Genomic DNA, 17,053 nt, shown 5'->3' with positions numbered 1-17,053 from the left:
ATCGTCCCCATGCACGCGACTGTATCCGCGGCGCCGCATGAGCGATCGGTTGTGAAGACTCTTCGGTTCGGCTTCGGTGCCGGGGATTCGCCGCACATCTCGATCTCCCTCGAGCTGCCGGGGCTGTCCCGGCACGCCGAGGTCCCCGTGCCGTCCGTCGCGTTCGAACGCTCCGACGAACTGCTGGTCCGCTGGTACCTGGAGGACTTCCGCCGCTATCCCGCCGAGCCCGCGCCGGTGATCGCGGCCCGGGCCGCACGCCGGCTGGACGACCTCGGCGAGGCACTCTTCGACGCCCTGTTCGGCACCGGCGCGGGCGCCGACCTGTGGCGGGCGGCCCGGCCGGAGCTCTCGGATCTGCGGATCGAAGTGGATCCCGCCTGCGACGAGGCGATGCAGGTTCCGCTGGAGATGCTTCGCGAGGCCGGCTCCGGTCTGGTCCCGGCAGTCGCTGCCCGCGCGTTCGTCCACCAGCCGGCCGGTGCGGCGCCGGTCCCGCCGAGGCGGCCGGGGCCGTTGCGGATCCTGCTCGCGATCTGCCGTCCCCGGCTCGGGCGGGACGTCCCGTTCCGCTCGGTCGGCGGCCGCGTGGTGGCTCTCGGCGAGCGGTTCCCGGACCTTGACGTTCAGGTGCTCCGGCCACCGACCTTCCGCCGGCTCTCCGACGCTCTGCGGGACGCCGCGGAGCGTGGCCGGCCGTTCGACCTGGTTCATCTGGACGGGCACGGGGTTTTCGGCACGGCCCCGGCGGCGGACGGCGAACGCCTCCCGGAGGCCGACGTCACGCAGGGGTTCTTCCTCTTCGAGGACGCCGAGGTGGCGGAGAACATGATGCCGGTCGGCGGCGCCCGGCTCGGACGGCTGCTCGCGGAGTACGAGGTGCCGCTGCTGGTGCTGAACGCCTGCGGCTCGGCCCGGAGCATCCCGGCGTGGGCCCGGGACGAGTCGTCGCCCGAGCCGGTGGCGGATCAGCGCAGGACGTTCGGCTCGCTGGCCCGGGCCGCGCTCGACGGCGGCGTACAGGGTGTCGTCGCGATGCGCTACGACGTTTACGTCAGCACCGCCGCCGTCTTCGTCGAGAAGCTCTACCAGCGGATCGTCGAGGGTGACGAGTTCGCGCAGGCGGTGTCGGCCGCCCGGCGCGAACTCGCCCGGCCGCGTGCCGGCGAACGGGACGACGACTGGCTGGTGCCCGCCGTCTATGCGAACGGGCCGATGAGGATGACGACCGGCGCGCCGGCGCGGACCGCTGGGCATCCGGCTCGGGCCCCGCTCGCGGAGCTCGACAGCGCCGACGACGTGATGCTCCTGCTCGACCGGGCTTTCGACGGCGCCGATGTGGTGCACCTCCGTGGCCTCATCGGCAGCGGGAAGTCCACCGTCGCGCAGACGTTCGGCGACTGGTACCGCCGCACCGGTGGCACCGACACGGTCGTACGCGTCTCGCTGTCCGACGACGACGCCGTCTCGACGACCGGCCCGGCCGACCGGGCTTTGTGGATCATCGATGACCTCGATGTCGCGGCACCGTGGCATCCGGCCGGTCGGCCGGACGGCGACCGCGAGCGTCTCGGCGACCTGATCGGCCGACTGGCCGGCGGCGGCGCGAAGGTGCTGCTGATCGCGTGCGGCGGCCTGGACTGGCTCGGTGTCCGCGCCTCCCGGGTGACCACGCAGGTGCTGACGCCCGCCGACTGCTCGGCGGTGGCCGCGGGCCGCGGCGCTCCGGCGGACGAACGATCGCGGGGTAACCTTCTCGCGCTGCTGGGCCTGATCGACGGACCGGCGGTCACCGAGCCGGCGGTCCACGCCGCGGCCCGGGTGCTCCGGCACCGATTGGACGTCGGCGACAAGCAGATCCTGAGCCTGGTGGGTTGGTTCCACGGCACCGTGTCGGCACTGCACCTGAGCCGGAGCGCCGCCAGGCTGGGTATGCCGTTGACCTACGAGCCTGCCCGCGACCTGCTCGAATGCGTCGCCGACTGCGGTCTGCTCGCGCCACAACCGGTCGATTTCTACGCCATCCACCCGCTCCTTCCGGCGGTCCTGCGGGCCGCCGGCGTCGGCCCGCCGGACCCCGGCAGCGTCGGCGACCCGCTCAGCGCCGAGTTCGACGCGTACGGGCACGCGCTGTCCTGGGGCCATGAGATCGGCGAACGCGCCATTCTGCCGGTCATCGCGGCGGATGAGGAGAATCTGCTGGAAGCGGTGCCGGCGAGCCTGCGCAGCGGCCACCCCGAGGCGGCGCTCGGGCCGATGCAGGCCCTCCGCGCCCTTTACACGGGACAGGGCCGACCGGAGGCGTGGCTCGCGGCGCTCGACCTCCTGGTGCCCGCGATGATCGGCCCGGACGGGCTGCCGCGAATCGATCTGACCCTGGAGGCGCCGCTGTCCGCGACGATTCTGCGCGGCTACTGCCTCGAACGGGCGACCGCCCGCGGTGAGGCCGATCTGGCCGCCCGGATTCGGGACCTGCTCGGCGCCGGCCGCTCCGGCGGTGAAGCGACCCGCGCCCGCGTGCTGGAACTGGGCACGAGTGAGGACGAGGCCGACGTCCGCGAGGCGGTCAACCTGGCGAACCGCCTCGGCGATCAGCAGCTCGAAGCGTCCATGCTGATCCAGCTCGGCCATCTGCACCGCCGGACCGGCGACGCCCGGTCGGCGTCGGTCGCGCGCACCTATTTCCTGGAGGGCCTGCGGATCGTCGGGGATCGCGACTACGCGGTCATCGCCCGGGCGTTCGAGGGCCTCGGCGCGACGGCGATCCGGCGCGCCGAGATCCTGGCGCAGGAAGACGCGCAGCGCCGGTACGACGCCGGCGAGCTGACCAGCGGACCGGGCTCGATCATCGAGATCCGGTTCCCGCCGGAGGCCGCCGAACTGGTTCGTGAGGCCCGGCGCCACTACGAGAACGCGATCACGGCGGTCGCCGGCCGGCCGGACCTGCTCGCGCCGCTGTACTACAGCCTGGCGAGCATCGAACGCATCACCGGCGACCTCGGGCGCGCGGCCGACCACCTGCAGCAAGCGCTCGCCGCGTACGTCAGCCGCGGAAAACTCGCGAGCGCCGGCCACGCCCGGCACCTGCTGGCGCTGATCATGTTGAAGGCGGGCCGCACCGAGGACGCACGCATCTATGCCGAGCAGGCCGAACGGGACATCCTCGCGGCCGGTGTCACCGACGGTCTGGACGATGTGCGGCAGCTGCTGTCCGGCATCGGGCGGTCAACCGTCTGACCGGCCGGCCTCGTCCTCCGGGGGTTGCTGCGGGTCGGGCTGGTCCGCGGTCCGGGCGGGGTCGGGTGCGCCCGCCGGCCGGCGCAGCAGCAGCCGGCGGCGGTCCTCGTTCAGTTGCCGCTCGTCGGAGCGATCCCAGCTCCGCTGGAACTTCGCCGTGGAATCCGCGTCATCGGTCATGCACTGTCCTTCAATCTTGTCCACCCCGGTCCCGGAGCGATCACTGAGGAGATCCACCGGAAACCGGATCGTCGGCCGAGGGCCGGCGGCGACCAGACCTGCGCCTCGAGGCGGAATCCGGCCCGGTCGTGGTCGGCGGCGCGCCCGAGCAGGACGGTCGTCTCCTCCTGCACCTGCTCGGCCGTCTCCAGCCAGTCGTGTGAGGTGAGGATGGGAACGAGGGCGACCTTCTCCTCGGACAGCAGCGCCGGCCCGTTGCCGGCATCGGAGCGCAACTCGTAGACGTACAGAACTTTGCCGTCGTCCTTCAGCTTGAACCGGCGTACGCCGCGGTTGACGAGCGTGACCGTCGCGACCACCATGAGGCCGTCCACGCCCTCATACATCGCGGCCGTGACGGACAACTCCGCACGCGGCGCGAACAGGCGGCCGCGAGCGAACTTCAGGTAGGCCCAGCCCCCACCGACGATCAGGGCCAGAGCCGTCGTCGCGTCCTTCGCGACCTGCACTATCTGAACCGCAGTGGACACCCGCTCATCGTAACGATCCGCGTCATCCTCCCGCCCCGCTCACCCGGCACCGGAGTCGCAGCAGGATTACCTTCGGCGCCCACCACGCCAAGTTGCCTGCTCAGAGGACCGGCCATGTCGGAAACGAAGCCGCGAAGCCCGCGGGCCGCCGCCGGGAAACCGCCGCGCTCGTGGTGACCGGATCTACGACACCTGCAAGTGGACGAAGGTGGGATCTGGGCACACGGGCTGCTGAACCTACGGGACGGCGTACCCGAGGATCTGCTCTTTGGTTCTTTGCTCGCAGTCCGGTTGTGTGGAGATGAAATGGTCGCCGTTGCCGGGTATGTAGCAGCGGTAGAGGGCTACCCGGCCGGGGCCCGGATCGGTGTTGATGTGGCCGACCGGGCCCAGCGGCGGCAGGCCCTCGCAGGCCGGGTCGCGGCTGATCAGGTTGTGCTGTCCTACCCGGCATTCGAACAGCGGGATGGTGCCTGCCGCAGGTTCTCGCCAGAGGCGCCAGGTGTGCTCGGTGGTGAAGCCGGGCGGGAGGATGCGGGTGGAGGCCCAATGACCTCGCGTCTGGTGGTAGCCGCGGGTCAGGCGGGTGTACGGGAGGTGCTCGAAGCCGCACGACAACCGGGGTGGGGTCAGGTCGGATCGGTTGGCCAGCGCCCACGTTGTCCAGGCCGGCTTGGCGGTGCCGTCGGGGTTTCGCAGGCCCAGGGCGAGGCCGCCCGCTACCTCGTCGGGGTGGTCGCTCATCCGGTGGTACACGTAGTTGGTGATGCCGGGGGTGCCCAGGACGTTGCGGAACGAGTCGCAGACGGCCGCGGCCTGCCTCGCGGGGGAGGACGGGGTGCGGGAGTTGATGCCGCTCTCGGTCAGCTGGACCTGTGACCAGGCCGCTACCTCTGAGGGGAAGGTCGCGCGTAGCCAGCCGATCAGGGTGCCGACGTTGCCGTAGCTGACGATGGGGTAGTCGTCGGGGCCGGTGACGTCGCTGCGCAGGTCGGGGGCGTACGGGTGGAAGGCGACCCGCCACTGCCGGGCGCCGGCGCGGGACGCCAGGCCGCGCAGCACGGTCATGCCGGACAGGGTGGCCTCGTGCGCCGCGGGGCGGTCCAGCTCGACGCCGAACTGGTGGTCCAGCGAGATCAGCACCCGCGCGGTGGACTGCTCGGCGGCGACCCGGTCGTACGCGGCGTTGTAGTTCGCGGCGATCTCGTCCAGCCAGCGGGCGGTGGAACAGGCGACGCCCTGGCCGCAGCCGATATCGAACCAGTTGTTGGAGTTGACCTCGTTGTGCACGACGAAGTCCGCCACCCGGCCGTGCCCGTGCCGCCCGTCGTAGCGTTGGGCGAGCATGCCGGTGAAGCGGCCGTAGTCCGCCGCGTCGCCGGGTGTGCAGAACACCTCGAAGCCCGGCGCGACGGGGGAGCAGGGCTTGCCCTGCCGGGCCCAGTCCGGTGTCCCGTACGCGACCCCGGTGACGACCAGCCCGCGCGCGGACCAGTCGCTGATCTCGGCGTCCACCTCGGCCGGCACCGTGAAGCACTGGCCGTCGTACTCCTGCTCGCCGGCCGTGCACGGCGCCTGCCGTCGGGTCGGCTGCCACCGCGACCAGACCAGGTTCACGGCGACTCCGCCGGTGTTGTTGCCCGCGATCTCGTCCTTGTCCGGCCAGAAGTCCGGCTGGAGTGCCTTGATCCGGTACGCGCCGCGCTCCGGATACGGCAACGGTTCGGCGTCAGGGCTGACCGTCACGGCCGAACCCAGAACCGCGACGACTATCGCCAAGCTTCGTAAAGGTCCCATCAGATTCGCCACCTCCCGCGCTCACCCTGGCTCACGGGGCTGTCGTGGCCCTGTCGCCGAGCCTTCCCCGATTGCGGGAGATCGGCATGATGCGCGACTGCGAATCGCGGGGTGCGGAGGGACGCCGAGCGGAATGCGCCCGAGGCGGCTGTCGAATCCGACGTGGACACCGAGGTGGCAGGGCCGGCGGAGCCGGTCGTGCCGATACGGAGGCTGGTCACGCCGAGGAAGGTGAGCTCCCGGCCGGACCTCGGGATGAGCCCCGGGGCCCGGCCGTGAACTCGTCAGGGGAGCTGGAGCCGGGCTGGACGGCGCAGGGACGGCGCGGCCGGAGCGGGACCGGTCGTGACGTGCGGTGCGGTGGCTCCCGGGGCGGGCAGTGAACCGCTCGCCAGTGGCAGCGTCAGCGAACTGCCGGCCAGATCCAGGCTGACCGTGGCGCCGGTCGTCGGCGGCGTCGAGTACTCGTTGTCGCTCTGCTGCAGGATCAGGCCGAGGACGTGACCGGAACGCACGATCTGGTCGGTGGCCTGCAACGGCACGGCGATCGAGTACCAGCGGCCCGGCCTCAAGGGCGTACGGAAGGAAAGCGAGACGTGGTGCGCCGCGTCCTGCCAACCGCGGGTGAGGACCGCGTGGTCGCTGGTGACCACATCCTCGACGGTGTCGAGGTAGCAGGCGTCGTCGGCCGGGGTCGACGAACCCCAGCACGACTCGGTGCCCACCGTGGTGATGCCTTCCTCGGCGCCGAGATAGTTGACCCGGGTCGCCGTGCCGTAGTCGACCAGCCGCGCGGTGAGCTCGGTCGTCGGGCGGTCCACCTTGACCCGCAGGGTGGCCTGGGGGATGCCGGAGAGTCGCAGGTCACGCCGCAGCGGGGCGGACAGGAAGGCCACCCGCCCGGGGACGGGAGTGTTCGGCGAGCCGGTCGCCGCCGCCTCGCTCAGGTCGGGGTTGTCCGCCCAGGTGCGCGAGCCGCGTCCAGAGACGCCGCCGAGCGTACCCGTGGAACCATCGCCGTTGCCCAGGCTCACCCGCACCGGCCGGGCGCTCGGGGCCGGCCAGGTGGGCTGGTCGACCCAGGTGCCCGGGGCGGTCTGGATGCTCGCCCGCGGCTCCCGGTCGATCCCGTTGCGCAGGCCCTGCAGATAGAAGTCGAACCAGCGGTGCAGCGTCTCCACCCAGGCGGCCCGGCGGAAGTCGAACGGATCGACATGACCCGTCTGCGAGAGCCAGATCTTCTTGGGTACGCGCAGACTGTTCCACCAGAGCGCGAACTGCGAGGTGCTGACGTTCGTGTCGTTGACGCCGTGCACCACGAAGACGCTGGCCTTCACCCTGCTCGCGGCGGGCCGGTAGTTGCGTTCGGCCCAGAAGGCGTTCAGGTTGCCGGTGTCGTCGTCGCTGTCCGTGGCGAGCTCGGCGAGGTTCTGTGCGCACGCCTCCGGCCGGCTGCTGACGTACTCGCTGAGGAACGGGGCGTAGCCGGGGGAGCGGATGACGCCGTTGTAACGGGTGTAGTCGTACCAGCTGGAGATGCCGGCGATCGGCACGATCGTCTCCAGTCCCTCGACGCCGGTCGCGGCCACACCGTTGGCGACCGAACCGTCCCAGGACTTGCCGATCATGCCGACCTTGCCGTTCGTCCACCGGGTGGCGACCGCCGGGGTGCCGTCGGCGTACGTGGCCCGGGCCCGGCCGTTGAGCCAGTCGACGACCGCCTTGGCCCCGAGCACCTCGTCGCGGCCGCCGACATCCTCGCAGCCGGTGGAGCGGTTGGTGCCGGTCAGATCGGCGGCCACGAACGCGTACCCGCGAGGCACGAAGTAGTTGTCGTAGTAGAGCGGCTCCTTGGCGATGGTCCCGGCCGCGTCGTACTCCTTGAGCTCTCCCTCGTTGCCGCGGCCGCAGCACGCGTAGTAGGGCGAGGCCTCCATCACGACGGGCACGCGCAGGTGCGCGGCCGCGGTCTCCCGGGGGCGTACGAGGTCGACGGAGACCTTGTCGGGAACGCCGTCGTGGTCACCGTCCAGGGTGGTCTGCACCCAGACGCTCTCCCGGATGGCGTTCGCGTACGAGTAGGTGGGCACGGTGCCGGTGCCGCGCACGTGCGGGACGGTGGGCGCTGCCTGCGCCGGGACCGCCGCCGAGGCTAAGACGGTCGCCGCCCCCGCGACGGCGGCCAGGATGGTCTTCATCATGAGCTTCGATGAAACGGTACGGGGGGCCGGACCGCAATAGCTGCCGATAGTTCCGGCTGCGAGCGACGCCTTCCCGGTGCCGGCGGATGTGGACGATCACGTCTCCATGGGGCAGTCACTTTCTCCACGTACTTGATCAAGTGCCTGTTCACAAGCCTGCGAAGCGGTCTTGGGGACCGTCGACTGATTCGACCTGAAATCTTGACACGACGGAAACATGGGGCCTAACTTCCCATCTGCACATGCCGATGTACCGATGGAAGTTTTGTGGCTCTTCCGGTAATCGGGCGGGGCAGGAGATTGGTGGAGCATGGAGCCGTCCGTCCACACCCGCCGGCGCACGTGGCGGGCCGCGGTGCGGCGGGACTGGCAGCTGTACTCGCTGGCCGTGCTGCCCCTGCTGTTCTTCGCGGTGTTCCGCTATCTGCCGATGCTCGGCAACCTGATCGCCTTCCGGCGGTACTCGCCCGGCGGTGACCTGTTCGGCGAGTACTGGGTCGGGTTGCGCTACTTCAAGATGTTCCTGTCCGACCCCACGTTCTGGCAGGTCTTCACGAACACCCTGGTCATCGGTGGGCTGACCCTGCTGTTCTGCTTCCCTCTGCCGATCATCCTCGCCCTGCTGCTCAACGAGGTGCGCACCCGCTGGCTGAAAGGGCTCGTCCAGACCGTCTCCTACCTGCCGCACTTCCTGTCCATCGTGGTGGTGGCCGGCATGGTCCTGCAGATCGTCTCGGTGAACGGCGTCGTCAACCAGGGCCTGCTCGCGGTGGGGCAGGACGCGGTCTCGTTCATCCAGGAACCGGGCTGGTTCCGCACCATCTACGTCTCGTCCGAGGTGTGGCAGACCGTCGGCTGGGGCACGATCCTCTACCTGGCCGCGCTCACCACGATCGACACCGACCTGTACCAGCAGGCCCGGGTGGACGGCGCGAACCGGTGGCGGCAGACCTGGCACGTGACGCTGCCCGGCATCCGGCCGACCATGGTCACACTGCTGGTGCTCAACATCGGCACGTTCCTGGCGGTCGGGTTCGAGAAGGTTCTGCTGCTCTACAACCCGCTCACCTACCCGACCGCGGACGTCATCTCCACCTACCTCTACCGGGTCGGCATCGTCTCGGGAAGCTTCAGTTACGCCGCCGCGATCGGGCTGTTCGAGTCGGTGATCGGGCTGGCCCTGGTGCTGGGCGCCAACCGGCTGTCCCGCCGGGTCGTCGGATCGAGCCTGTGGTGACCGCGATCCGGCCGTCCCGTGGTTACCGCGTCTTCCAGGCGGTCAACGCGGTGGTGCTCACCGTCGTGGTGGTGGTGACGCTGTTCCCGTTCGTCAACATCGTCGCCCGGTCGTTCAGCGGCGAGCGGGAGATCCGCACGGGTCAGGTGAGCGTGTTCCCGCGCGGCTTCAACGTGACCACGTACCAGCACGTCATGTCGGACACGATGTTCTGGACGAACTACCGCAACACGGTGGTCTACACGGTGGTGGCGACGGCCATCTCGCTCGTGCTGACCACCTGTTACGCGTACGTCCTTTCGAAGCGCCAGTTGAAGGGCCGCGGTCTGCTCGTGGGCATCGCGGTCTTCACGATGTTCTTCAACGGCGGCCTGATCCCGAACTACGTGCTGATCAGCGCGCTCGGCATGCGCAACACCTTGTGGGCGATCGTGCTGCCGAACGCGGTCAGCGTCTTCAACCTGCTGGTGATGAAGGCGTTCTTCGAGAGCCTGCCGGTCGAGCTCGAGGAGGCCGCCGCCGTCGACGGGACCACCACCTACGGCACGCTGTGGCGGATCGTGCTGCCGCTGTCCAAGGCGGTGCTCGCCACGATGCTGCTGTTCTACGCGGTGTCGTTCTGGAACTCGTGGTTCGCCGGCTTCCTCTACATGGACCGGCAGGAACTGTTCCCGGTCACCGTCTACCTGCGCAATCTGATCGCCGGCGCCACCGCCGGGTCCGATCAGACCACGTCCAGCGACACCACGCTGCAGATCGCGGCCGGCATCCAGGCCGTGACCATCGTGCTCACCACCCTGCCGATCCTGCTCGTCTACCCCTTCATCCAGCGGTACTTCGTCTCCGGCGTGATGCTCGGCGCTGTGAAGGGCTAGCCCGTCCCGTCCTCACACCTTTGGAGTTCACCATGGTTCAGCTATCCCGGCGGCAACTGCTGGCCACGGCCGCCGCCACCGCGGCCGTCTCCCTCGCGGGCTGCGACGGCGGTGACGGCGAGGCGGACGCCGGCGATCTGGACGGCAACAAGGCCGGCGCGATGGACGGCTTCAAGGTCGGCGACCAGTTCAGGGCGACCGAGCCGCTCACGTTCTCGATCATGATGCTCAGCAACCCGAACTACCCGTTCAAGGCGAACTGGTCGTTCCTGGCCGAGCTCACCAAGCGCACCAACGTCTCGTTCGAGGCGACCGCGGTGCCGGGCAGCGACTACAACCAGAAGCGCAGCGTGGTGGTCAGCGCGGGCGACGCCCCGATGATCATCCCGAAGACGTACCACCCGGACGAGGAGGCCTTCATCGCCGGCGGCGCGATCCTGCCGGTCAGCGACTACGCCCACCTCATGCCGCACTACTCCGACAAGGTGAAGCGCTGGAACCTGCGGGCCAACCTCGACACCTTCAGCCAGCAGGACGGCAAGTACTACCTGCTTCCCGGCCTGCACGAGAAGCCGTGGCTGGACTACTCACTCGCGATGCGTACCGATATCCTGGAGAAGCACAGCCTGCCCGTTCCGGCGACGTGGGACGAGGTGACCACGACCCTGCGGGCGCTCCGGAAGGCGTACCCGGACCGGTATCCGTTCTCCGACCGGTGGAGCACGCCACCGCAGCCGGGCGCCAACAACCTGATCGGCATTCTCGGCACGGCCCACGGCACGCACGCCGGCTGGGCCTACAACAGCACCACCTGGGACGGCGCCGCCGGCAAGTTCGTCCTCAGCGGCGCGATGGACCAGTACCGCCAGATGCTGCGGTACCTGGCCACCCTGGTCAGCGAGAAGCTGCTCGACCCGGAGAGTTTCACCCAGACCGACGACAACGCCCGGCAGAAGTTCGCCGCCGGCAAATCGTTCGTGATCAGCACCAACGCGCAGACGCTGGTCTCCGAGAACCGCAAGGACATCGCGAAGATCCCGGGCGCGACGGTCGCGAAGATTCCGGTGCCGATCGGCCCGATGGGTGCGACGGTGCCCAGCGAGTCGCTGCTGGAGAACGGCATCATGATCAGCAAGAAGGCCCGGGAGAGCAAGAACTTCGTCGCGATGATGCAGTTCATCGACTGGCTCTGGTACTCCGACGCGGGCCTGATGTTCAGCAAGTGGGGCATCGAGGGAGACACCTACACCGGCAACGTGGAGGACGGCTCGTTCAAACTCGACCCGCGCGTCAAGTGGGGCGGGCTGAACCCGTCCGCTCCCAAGGACCTACAGGTCGACTACGGGTTCTTCAACGGCGTCTTCGCGTACGGCGGAAGCACGAAGATGTTGAACTCACAGTTCTCGGAGGAGGAGAAGGCGTTCCAGGCCGAGATGAACAAGCGCACGACGCGCGAGGTGCCGCCGCCGCACCCGCTCAGCCCCGAGGAACGCGAGCAGGCCGCCCTGTGGGAGTCGACCCTGAAGGACCACGTGTTCCAGCAGACGCTGCGCTTCGCCCTGGGCCAGCGGCCGCTGTCCGAGTGGGACGCCTACGTCGCCGAGTTGCGAACCAAGAACATGGACCAGTACGTCGACCTGGTCAACAAGGCGTACCAGCGGTTCCAGGAGAAGAAGTGAGATGACCACGACCGACACCGGGCGGCGGTTCGGCGCCGGGCCGCTCGCCCGGGCCGCCGCGCTCGTGCACACCCTGCTCGTGGTGCAGGTGCTGACCCTGCTCGCCGGCGCGGCAGGCATCGTGCCGCTGGTCCTGCTCGACCGGGATCCGAGCAACATCGTGCTCGCCGCGGTGTGCGCGATTCCGGCCGGGCCCGCACTGTCGGCGGCGCTCTACGCGCTGCGCCGGCGCAGCACCGACCTGGCCGACCTCGCACCGGCCCGCGCGTTCCTGCGCGGCTACCGGATGAACCTGACGGGCGTGCTCAAGCTGTGGGTGCCCTGGCTGGCCTGGGAAGCCGTCCTCGGGATCAACCTCGCGCACGGCCGGTGGACGATCCCGGTCGCGGCGGTCGCGCTCGCCGCCGCGCTCTGGCAGGCGAACGCGCTGGTGATCGCGTCGCTGTTCGCCTTCCGGGCCCGGGACACCGCACGACTGGCCGCATACTTCCTGGTGCGTACGCCGTTGGTGACGCTGGGCACCGCCGGCCTCCTGGCCCTCGCCGCCATCGTCGTCCTGTTCTGGTCCGAGGCCGTGCTGGCGCTGGTCGCCGTGGTCTTCGCCGCGGCGTTGCTCCGCACCGCCCGGCCCTTGCGGTCCGAGATCGAGGAGAGATTCATCCGCTGACAAACCTCCCGGGTACGGCGGTCAGTGGATCCGGCGGCCCTTCGCGTCCGGCACCCCGGATTTGCGGAAGAAGTACGTGTTGATCTGATCCCGCCACTCCTCGGCCGAACGCACCTGCTCGTCGAGCAGCTCACGGACCCTCTCGTACTTCTCCGGCGGCACCAGGCCGGCCACCTCGGCCCAGCGCTCGCGCATCTCGGCGGCCTCGCGCGCACCGGCGAAATGCGCGTCGTAGATGTGCTGGATCACCGTGCCACCGCCGGTCAGCACATGCTGGTACGGCAGGTGGTGAAAGAACAACGCCAGTTCGTCGGGGCACTCGTCCGGCGATTCGTAGATCCGTGCCCACGGCGGCGGATAGAGCCCGGCGCATCCGGTGCCGGTGGCCACGGTCCGGTCCACGCCGACACCGTCCCGGTCGGCGTGGTGGTAGGTGCCCCACCGCGTGTACTCGTAGCCGTCGACGTCGGGACCGTAGTGGTGGCCGGGACGCACCATGAAACCCACACCCAGCGGGGCGGTGTACCGCTCGTAGGTCCGCCAGGAGTCGTCCATGATCGCGTGCAGGGCGTCACGCAGCCGGGCGGGCGCCCCGGGGAACGTGAGCGTGACCCACTCGTCGAGCACCGCCGCCGGTTCCAGCGCCGGATTCCAGCCGAGCCGGCCGTACGCGTAAAGGTTTGCCTGAGCCAAGGGGTGACCGGTCCAGAACGGGTCGTCGCCGGTGTTGGCGACGGCCACGAACTCGGCGGCGAACCCGGCGAGCGCCGGCCCGTGCACCCCGCGCAGCAGTTCACTCCACATCGGAGCGAGGTAGCACACGTGCCGCTGCTGGCCGGTGTACTCCTGGGTGACCTGGAACTCGACGCCGACCCGGGTGGCCGGCATGGCGGCGATCAGCGGTGCCGCCGGCTCCCGTGCCTGGAAGTCCATCGGGCCGTGCTTGACCTGGAGGACGACGTTCTCGCGGAAGGCGCCGTCGTGCGGTGTGAAATGGTCGAAGGCCGCACGGGCGCGGTCGACGCCGCGATCCCGCCAGTCCTGCCGGTGGTTGTAGACGAAGGCCCGCCAGTGCACGACCCCGCCGTGCGGCGCGAGGGCGTCGGCGAGCAGGTTCGCCCCGTCGGCGTGCGAGCGGCCGTACGTGAAGGGGCCAGGCTGACCCTCCGAGTCCGCCTTCACCAGGTAGCCGCCGAAGTCGGGGATGGTGGCGTACACGTCCACGGTGGTGCTCTCCCACCAGTGGCGCACGCGCTCGTCCGCAGGGTCGGCGGTGTCCAGGCCGTGCAGGACCGGCGCCGCGAACGACACCGAGAGGTGCGTGCGGATGCCGTAGCGGCGGAACACCCCGGCCAGCTCGGCCACCTCGCCGAGCCGGTCGGTGAGCAGGCGCGCCTCGGTGGCGTGCACGTTGACGTTGTTCAGGGTGACCGCGTTGATCCCGCAGGCGGTCAGCAACCTCGCGTACGCGGTGACGCGCGGCAGGTCGCGACGGGGCGCGCCGTTGTGCCAGAACAGGGAGCCGCCCGCGTAGCCCCGCTCGACCTGGCCCATCACCGGGTGGACGTCCACGTTGTCCCAGTGATCGAGCATCCGTCGCGGCACCGCGGGACGGAAGGTCCCGGTGGACGACGCGTCGCCGAGCCGTACGAGGTGGAACATCCCGTGCAGCAGGCCGTGCGGGTGCGCGGCGCGGAGCACGGTGTGCTCGTCGGCGGCGGTCAGCTCGTACCCCTCGGGTCCGAGCGCGTCGTCGCCGCCGAGGCCCAGGTCGAGGTCGCATGGTTTCCCGCCGGGCCCTCGGACGACCTCGCCGCCGAACCGCGCACAGGCCCGGCGCAGCTCGTCGACGACGGTGTCCACCAGCAACCCGCGACCGGTCACCCGGATGCGGCGACCACCGATCGCACGCCAGGCCTCCGGCGGCAGCCAGGCCGCATCGTTCATGGCACGGGCCGGCGCGGCGGGGCTGTGCTCTCGCGCACCACGAGGGTGGTCGCCAGTTCGACACGGGCCTGATCCGGTCGTTCCCCCGCGGCGAGCGTCAGCACCATGCCCGCGGCGGCGGCTCCCATCTCGGTCAGCGGCTGGCGCACGGTGGTCAGCGACGGTCCGCAATACAGGGCGTTCGGGATGTCGTCGAAACCGATCACGCTGAGGTCCTCCGGGATGCGCAGGCCGCGCCGCCGGGCCGCCTCGTAGACGCCGAGGGCCTGCAGGTCGTTGCCACACAGCACGGCGGTCGGCCGGTCGGGGCCGGTCAGCAGATCCAGGCCGTGCTCGAGGCCGTCGCCGAACGAGAACAGGCCGAGGCGTACGCGCCGGTCCGCCAGCCCGATGCCGGCGGAGTCGAGTGCCGCCCGGGTGCCCTCCAGCCTCGCGCGGGCGCACAGCCGGTCGGGCGGCCCGGTGATCATGGCGATGTCCCGATGACCGAGGTCGAGCAGGTGCTGGGTCGCCACGATCGCGCCGCTCCAGTTGGTGGCGCCCACCGAGGGCACGTCGTGCGACGGCTGCCCGGTCGGGTCCAGTGCCACCAGGGGAATCCCGCTCGCCGCCAGCAGGCTGTGCTGTTCGGGCGCCGCGTCGAAGTGCGCGGTGATCACACCGGTGGGCCGCCGGGCCAGCAGGTCCGCCGCCCAGGACCGGCCGGCCGCGACGTGCGGACCGGCGTCGGTGAAGCTCACCGCCAGTTTCCGGGCCCCGACGACCCGCTGGACGCCGTGCATGATCTGGATGGCGAGGCTGCTCTGCATGCCGTAGAACACGACCTCGACGCTGGCCGCGGCGACCACCATCTCCGGACGGCGGTACTCGTGCTCGCGCAGCACCGCCTCCACCCGGCGCCTGGTCTCGGATGCGACCCCGGAGCGCCCGTTGAGGACTTTCGACACGGTCGGAGGAGACACGCCGGCGATCCGCGCGATCCGCGCGACGGTCATCTCGCCGCGCCGTCGTCCTCGCCGGGCGCCCGGCACCCGCGGGGTCGAGGCGGTGCCGGGATCGGCGGCGGCCGGTCGGGGGGCCGCGGGTGTCACGGCACGCTGCCGGCGCCTCGTTTCGCGCTCGGCCAGGAGGCGGTCACGGACCCTCGCCGCCTCGGCGGGTGCGCCCGGTCCGGCGGGAACCGTCTCGGTCAGGTGGATCCGCCTGCCCGACACCGGGTCGACGCCCGCGTAGACCCGCACGCGCAGAGACCCGCTGGGAAGGGTCTCGATCTCACCGCGTGGCTGCCGCGACGATCCGGCCGGCTTCCCCATGGAGCGAGGGTAACAGGGGAGATCGGCTCCACGACTCTGCTGGCGGGCGTCCTGTTTTCGTTTACGAGCATGGGTGGATGGAGTTCGGAGCCGGTGGATTCGGGGCGGTGACCGCCCGCACCTCAACCAGGCCGGATACGCCGCCCTCGCCGACGGGGTACTGGTGACGCTCTTCGCCGCGGGCGACTGACCGCCATCGATGGGTGTGGTGTAATCTTCACCGCCAGGACCGGCGTCTCCCCCCGTGGACGCCGGTCCCTTTGCTTGTCCGTGCCCGGCCGGCGCGCGGTCGTCGCCGCGCCGGCCGGGCGTCAGGTCAGCAGGTGCCGAGGTCCTGCCAGGTGGTGGCGCTGGTGCCGGGGCGCACGGCGGTCGACGCGACGATCGCCCGGTACTTGCGCTGATTCCAGTAGAGCTGGTCGTTGGCGACGTAGTTGCGCTTCGGCGACCAGACCGGGCCGGGGCAGGCGTTGCTCGGCGGGGTGCAGCTCTGCCAGGTGGCCGGGCTGGCGGTGTAGTTGACGTTGCGGAACTCGTAGTTCGCCTGCTCGTCGACGAAATCGAACGCCGACCCGGTCAGGTTGGTCCAGGCGGCGCTGTTGATCCGGACCTTCTGGCCGAGCATCTTCGTCGGGTTGGTGCACGAGATGACCGGCTCCGTCGCGCCCGAGTCGGCGAAGTGCTCGATGTCGTGCGTGTACATCTCCGGACCCTCGGCCCGGGGCAGGTCCTGCATCAGGTAGCGGTTGCCGACGCCGTCGTTCATGTTGACGTACAGGCAGATGTACGGGCCGTTGGCGTTGAACGCCTTGCTGGCGTTGCAGTACTCGTACACGAAGGTGACCTGCTTGCCGATCGGCAGGTTCGCACCCCAGCTGAGGCAGTGCCCACCGGTGCCCCAGGACTCGAAGCAGTCCGGGTTGTTGCCGGTCAGGCCGTTGTCGTCACCGTAGTAGTAGACCCACCAGCCCTCGGTGTCGGTGTAGTAGATGCCGCCCTCGATGTTGGAGAACCACTGGCCGACCACGCCCCAGGCGTTGTTGGTGGACTGCGGCACCGTCCAGGTGACGGACCAGGCCCGCACCGAGCTGAGGTCGGAGTTCGCGTAGGAGGTCCTCAGGGGGTAGACGCCCTGGGTACCCACCGTTCCGGGAGGCGGCGGCGGGTGCGGGACGGCGGACGCGGGCGTCGGGGCCACCGCGACGGTGAGCACGCTCGCCAACAGGGCTCCGAAAAGCCAGGTCAATTTACGGACAGCGGTACGTTTCACAGTGCTCCTCCTGCAGAAGACTGCTCGTCAGGGCAGCCGGACAAGCGGGCAGCACACCCCCGTGCTGAACCGCGGGCACGCGTCATCGCGCGCCCTGGACGGCGTATCACCAGTCTCTTT

At 70.2% G+C, this 17,053-nt stretch carries 12 protein-coding genes; 5 read left to right on the top strand and 7 right to left on the bottom strand.

What is annotated here, in order from left to right:
- Positions 1 to 51: 51 nt before the first annotated feature.
- Positions 52 to 3,237: a CHAT domain-containing protein gene (locus tag QSK31_RS23960; RefSeq protein WP_285686542.1), complete on the top strand. Its 3,186-nt coding sequence runs from the start codon at positions 52 to 54 to the stop codon at positions 3,235 to 3,237.
- Here QSK31_RS23960 and QSK31_RS23955 read toward each other — a convergent pair.
- The 4 genes from QSK31_RS23955 to QSK31_RS23940 all read right to left on the bottom strand — a co-directional run bounded on the left by QSK31_RS23955 (position 3,226) and on the right by QSK31_RS23940 (position 7,945).
- Positions 3,226 to 3,417, bottom strand: coding sequence for a hypothetical protein (locus QSK31_RS23955; RefSeq protein ID WP_285686541.1), 192 nt, complete (start codon positions 3,415 to 3,417; stop codon positions 3,226 to 3,228). The genes QSK31_RS23960 and QSK31_RS23955 overlap by 12 nt on opposite strands.
- Positions 3,414 to 3,947, bottom strand: a complete 534-nt coding sequence (locus QSK31_RS23950) for a hypothetical protein (protein WP_285686540.1) — start codon at positions 3,945 to 3,947, stop codon at positions 3,414 to 3,416. The genes QSK31_RS23955 and QSK31_RS23950 overlap by 4 nt, the downstream gene beginning before the upstream one ends.
- 237 nt (positions 3,948 to 4,184) lie before the next feature.
- Complete coding sequence (locus QSK31_RS23945; protein WP_285686539.1) at positions 4,185 to 5,693, bottom strand: DUF5722 domain-containing protein; 1,509 nt, start codon at positions 5,691 to 5,693, stop codon at positions 4,185 to 4,187.
- Positions 5,694 to 6,028: 335 nt separating this feature from the next.
- Positions 6,029 to 7,945, bottom strand: a complete 1,917-nt coding sequence (locus QSK31_RS23940; protein ID WP_285686538.1) for a Xaa-Pro dipeptidyl-peptidase — start codon at positions 7,943 to 7,945, stop codon at positions 6,029 to 6,031.
- A gap of 310 nt (positions 7,946 to 8,255) precedes the next feature.
- Here QSK31_RS23940 and QSK31_RS23935 point away from each other — a divergent pair, with 310 nt between their 5' ends.
- The 4 genes from QSK31_RS23935 to QSK31_RS23920 are packed head-to-tail and all read left to right on the top strand — an operon-like array spanning position 8,256 to position 12,403.
- On the top strand, positions 8,256 to 9,182 hold the full coding sequence (locus QSK31_RS23935; protein WP_285686537.1) for an ABC transporter permease: 927 nt from the start codon (positions 8,256 to 8,258) through the stop codon (positions 9,180 to 9,182).
- A complete protein-coding gene (locus QSK31_RS23930; protein WP_285686536.1) occupies positions 9,179 to 10,057 on the top strand; it encodes a carbohydrate ABC transporter permease in 879 nt (292 codons plus the stop codon). The genes QSK31_RS23935 and QSK31_RS23930 overlap by 4 nt, the downstream gene beginning before the upstream one ends.
- A 32-nt stretch (positions 10,058 to 10,089) precedes the next feature.
- Positions 10,090 to 11,736, top strand: a complete 1,647-nt coding sequence (locus QSK31_RS23925; protein WP_285686535.1) for an ABC transporter substrate-binding protein — start codon at positions 10,090 to 10,092, stop codon at positions 11,734 to 11,736.
- Position 11,737: 1 nt separating this feature from the next.
- The gene (locus tag QSK31_RS23920) at positions 11,738 to 12,403 is read left to right on the top strand and encodes a hypothetical protein (protein ID WP_285686534.1); all 666 of its coding nucleotides are present in this window, start codon (positions 11,738 to 11,740) and stop codon (positions 12,401 to 12,403) included.
- 21 nt (positions 12,404 to 12,424) lie between these two features.
- On the opposite strand, the gene QSK31_RS23915 is transcribed toward QSK31_RS23920, so the two are convergent.
- The 3 genes from QSK31_RS23915 to QSK31_RS23905 form a co-directional block, all read right to left on the bottom strand.
- Positions 12,425 to 14,350 carry an alpha-glucuronidase gene (locus QSK31_RS23915; protein ID WP_285686533.1) on the bottom strand — a complete coding sequence of 642 codons (1,926 nt, stop codon included), beginning with the start codon at positions 14,348 to 14,350 and terminating at the stop codon, positions 12,425 to 12,427.
- Positions 14,347 to 15,663 (bottom strand): LacI family DNA-binding transcriptional regulator, encoded by a 1,317-nt coding sequence (locus tag QSK31_RS23910; RefSeq protein WP_285686532.1) that lies wholly within the window; start codon positions 15,661 to 15,663, stop codon positions 14,347 to 14,349. Before QSK31_RS23910 ends, QSK31_RS23915 begins: the two co-directional genes overlap by 4 nt.
- Positions 15,664 to 15,979: 316 nt before the next feature.
- A complete protein-coding gene (locus QSK31_RS23905) occupies positions 15,980 to 16,885 on the bottom strand; it encodes a hypothetical protein (protein WP_285686531.1) in 906 nt (301 codons plus the stop codon).
- Positions 16,886 to 17,053 lie beyond the last annotated feature (168 nt).

Origin of the sequence: Actinoplanes sp. NBRC 103695, from assembly GCF_030269485.1 — a bacterium.
Lineage (GTDB): Bacteria > Actinomycetota > Actinomycetes > Mycobacteriales > Micromonosporaceae > Actinoplanes.
Note: the sequence above shows the minus strand (reverse complement) of the source record. Positions and strands in the feature narration are given on the sequence as shown.

Bases quoted from the DNA above. Each gene is read 5' to 3' on its own strand.
- QSK31_RS23940 (WP_285686538.1), bottom strand. From the start codon at position 7,945: ATGATGAAGACCATCCTGGCCGCCGTCGCGGGGGCGGCGACCGTCTTA.
- QSK31_RS23935 (WP_285686537.1), top strand. From the start codon at position 8,256: ATGGAGCCGTCCGTCCACACCCGCCGGCGCACGTGGCGGGCCGCGGTG.
- QSK31_RS23920 (WP_285686534.1), top strand. From the start codon at position 11,738: ATGACCACGACCGACACCGGGCGGCGGTTCGGCGCCGGGCCGCTCGCC.
- QSK31_RS23915 (WP_285686533.1), bottom strand. From the start codon at position 14,350: ATGAACGATGCGGCCTGGCTGCCGCCGGAGGCCTGGCGTGCGATCGGT.
- QSK31_RS23910 (WP_285686532.1), bottom strand. From the start codon at position 15,663: ATGGGGAAGCCGGCCGGATCGTCGCGGCAGCCACGCGGTGAGATCGAG.
- QSK31_RS23925 (WP_285686535.1), top strand. From the start codon at position 10,090: ATGGTTCAGCTATCCCGGCGGCAACTGCTGGCCACGGCCGCCGCCACC.
- QSK31_RS23955 (WP_285686541.1), bottom strand. From the start codon at position 3,417: ATGACCGATGACGCGGATTCCACGGCGAAGTTCCAGCGGAGCTGGGAT.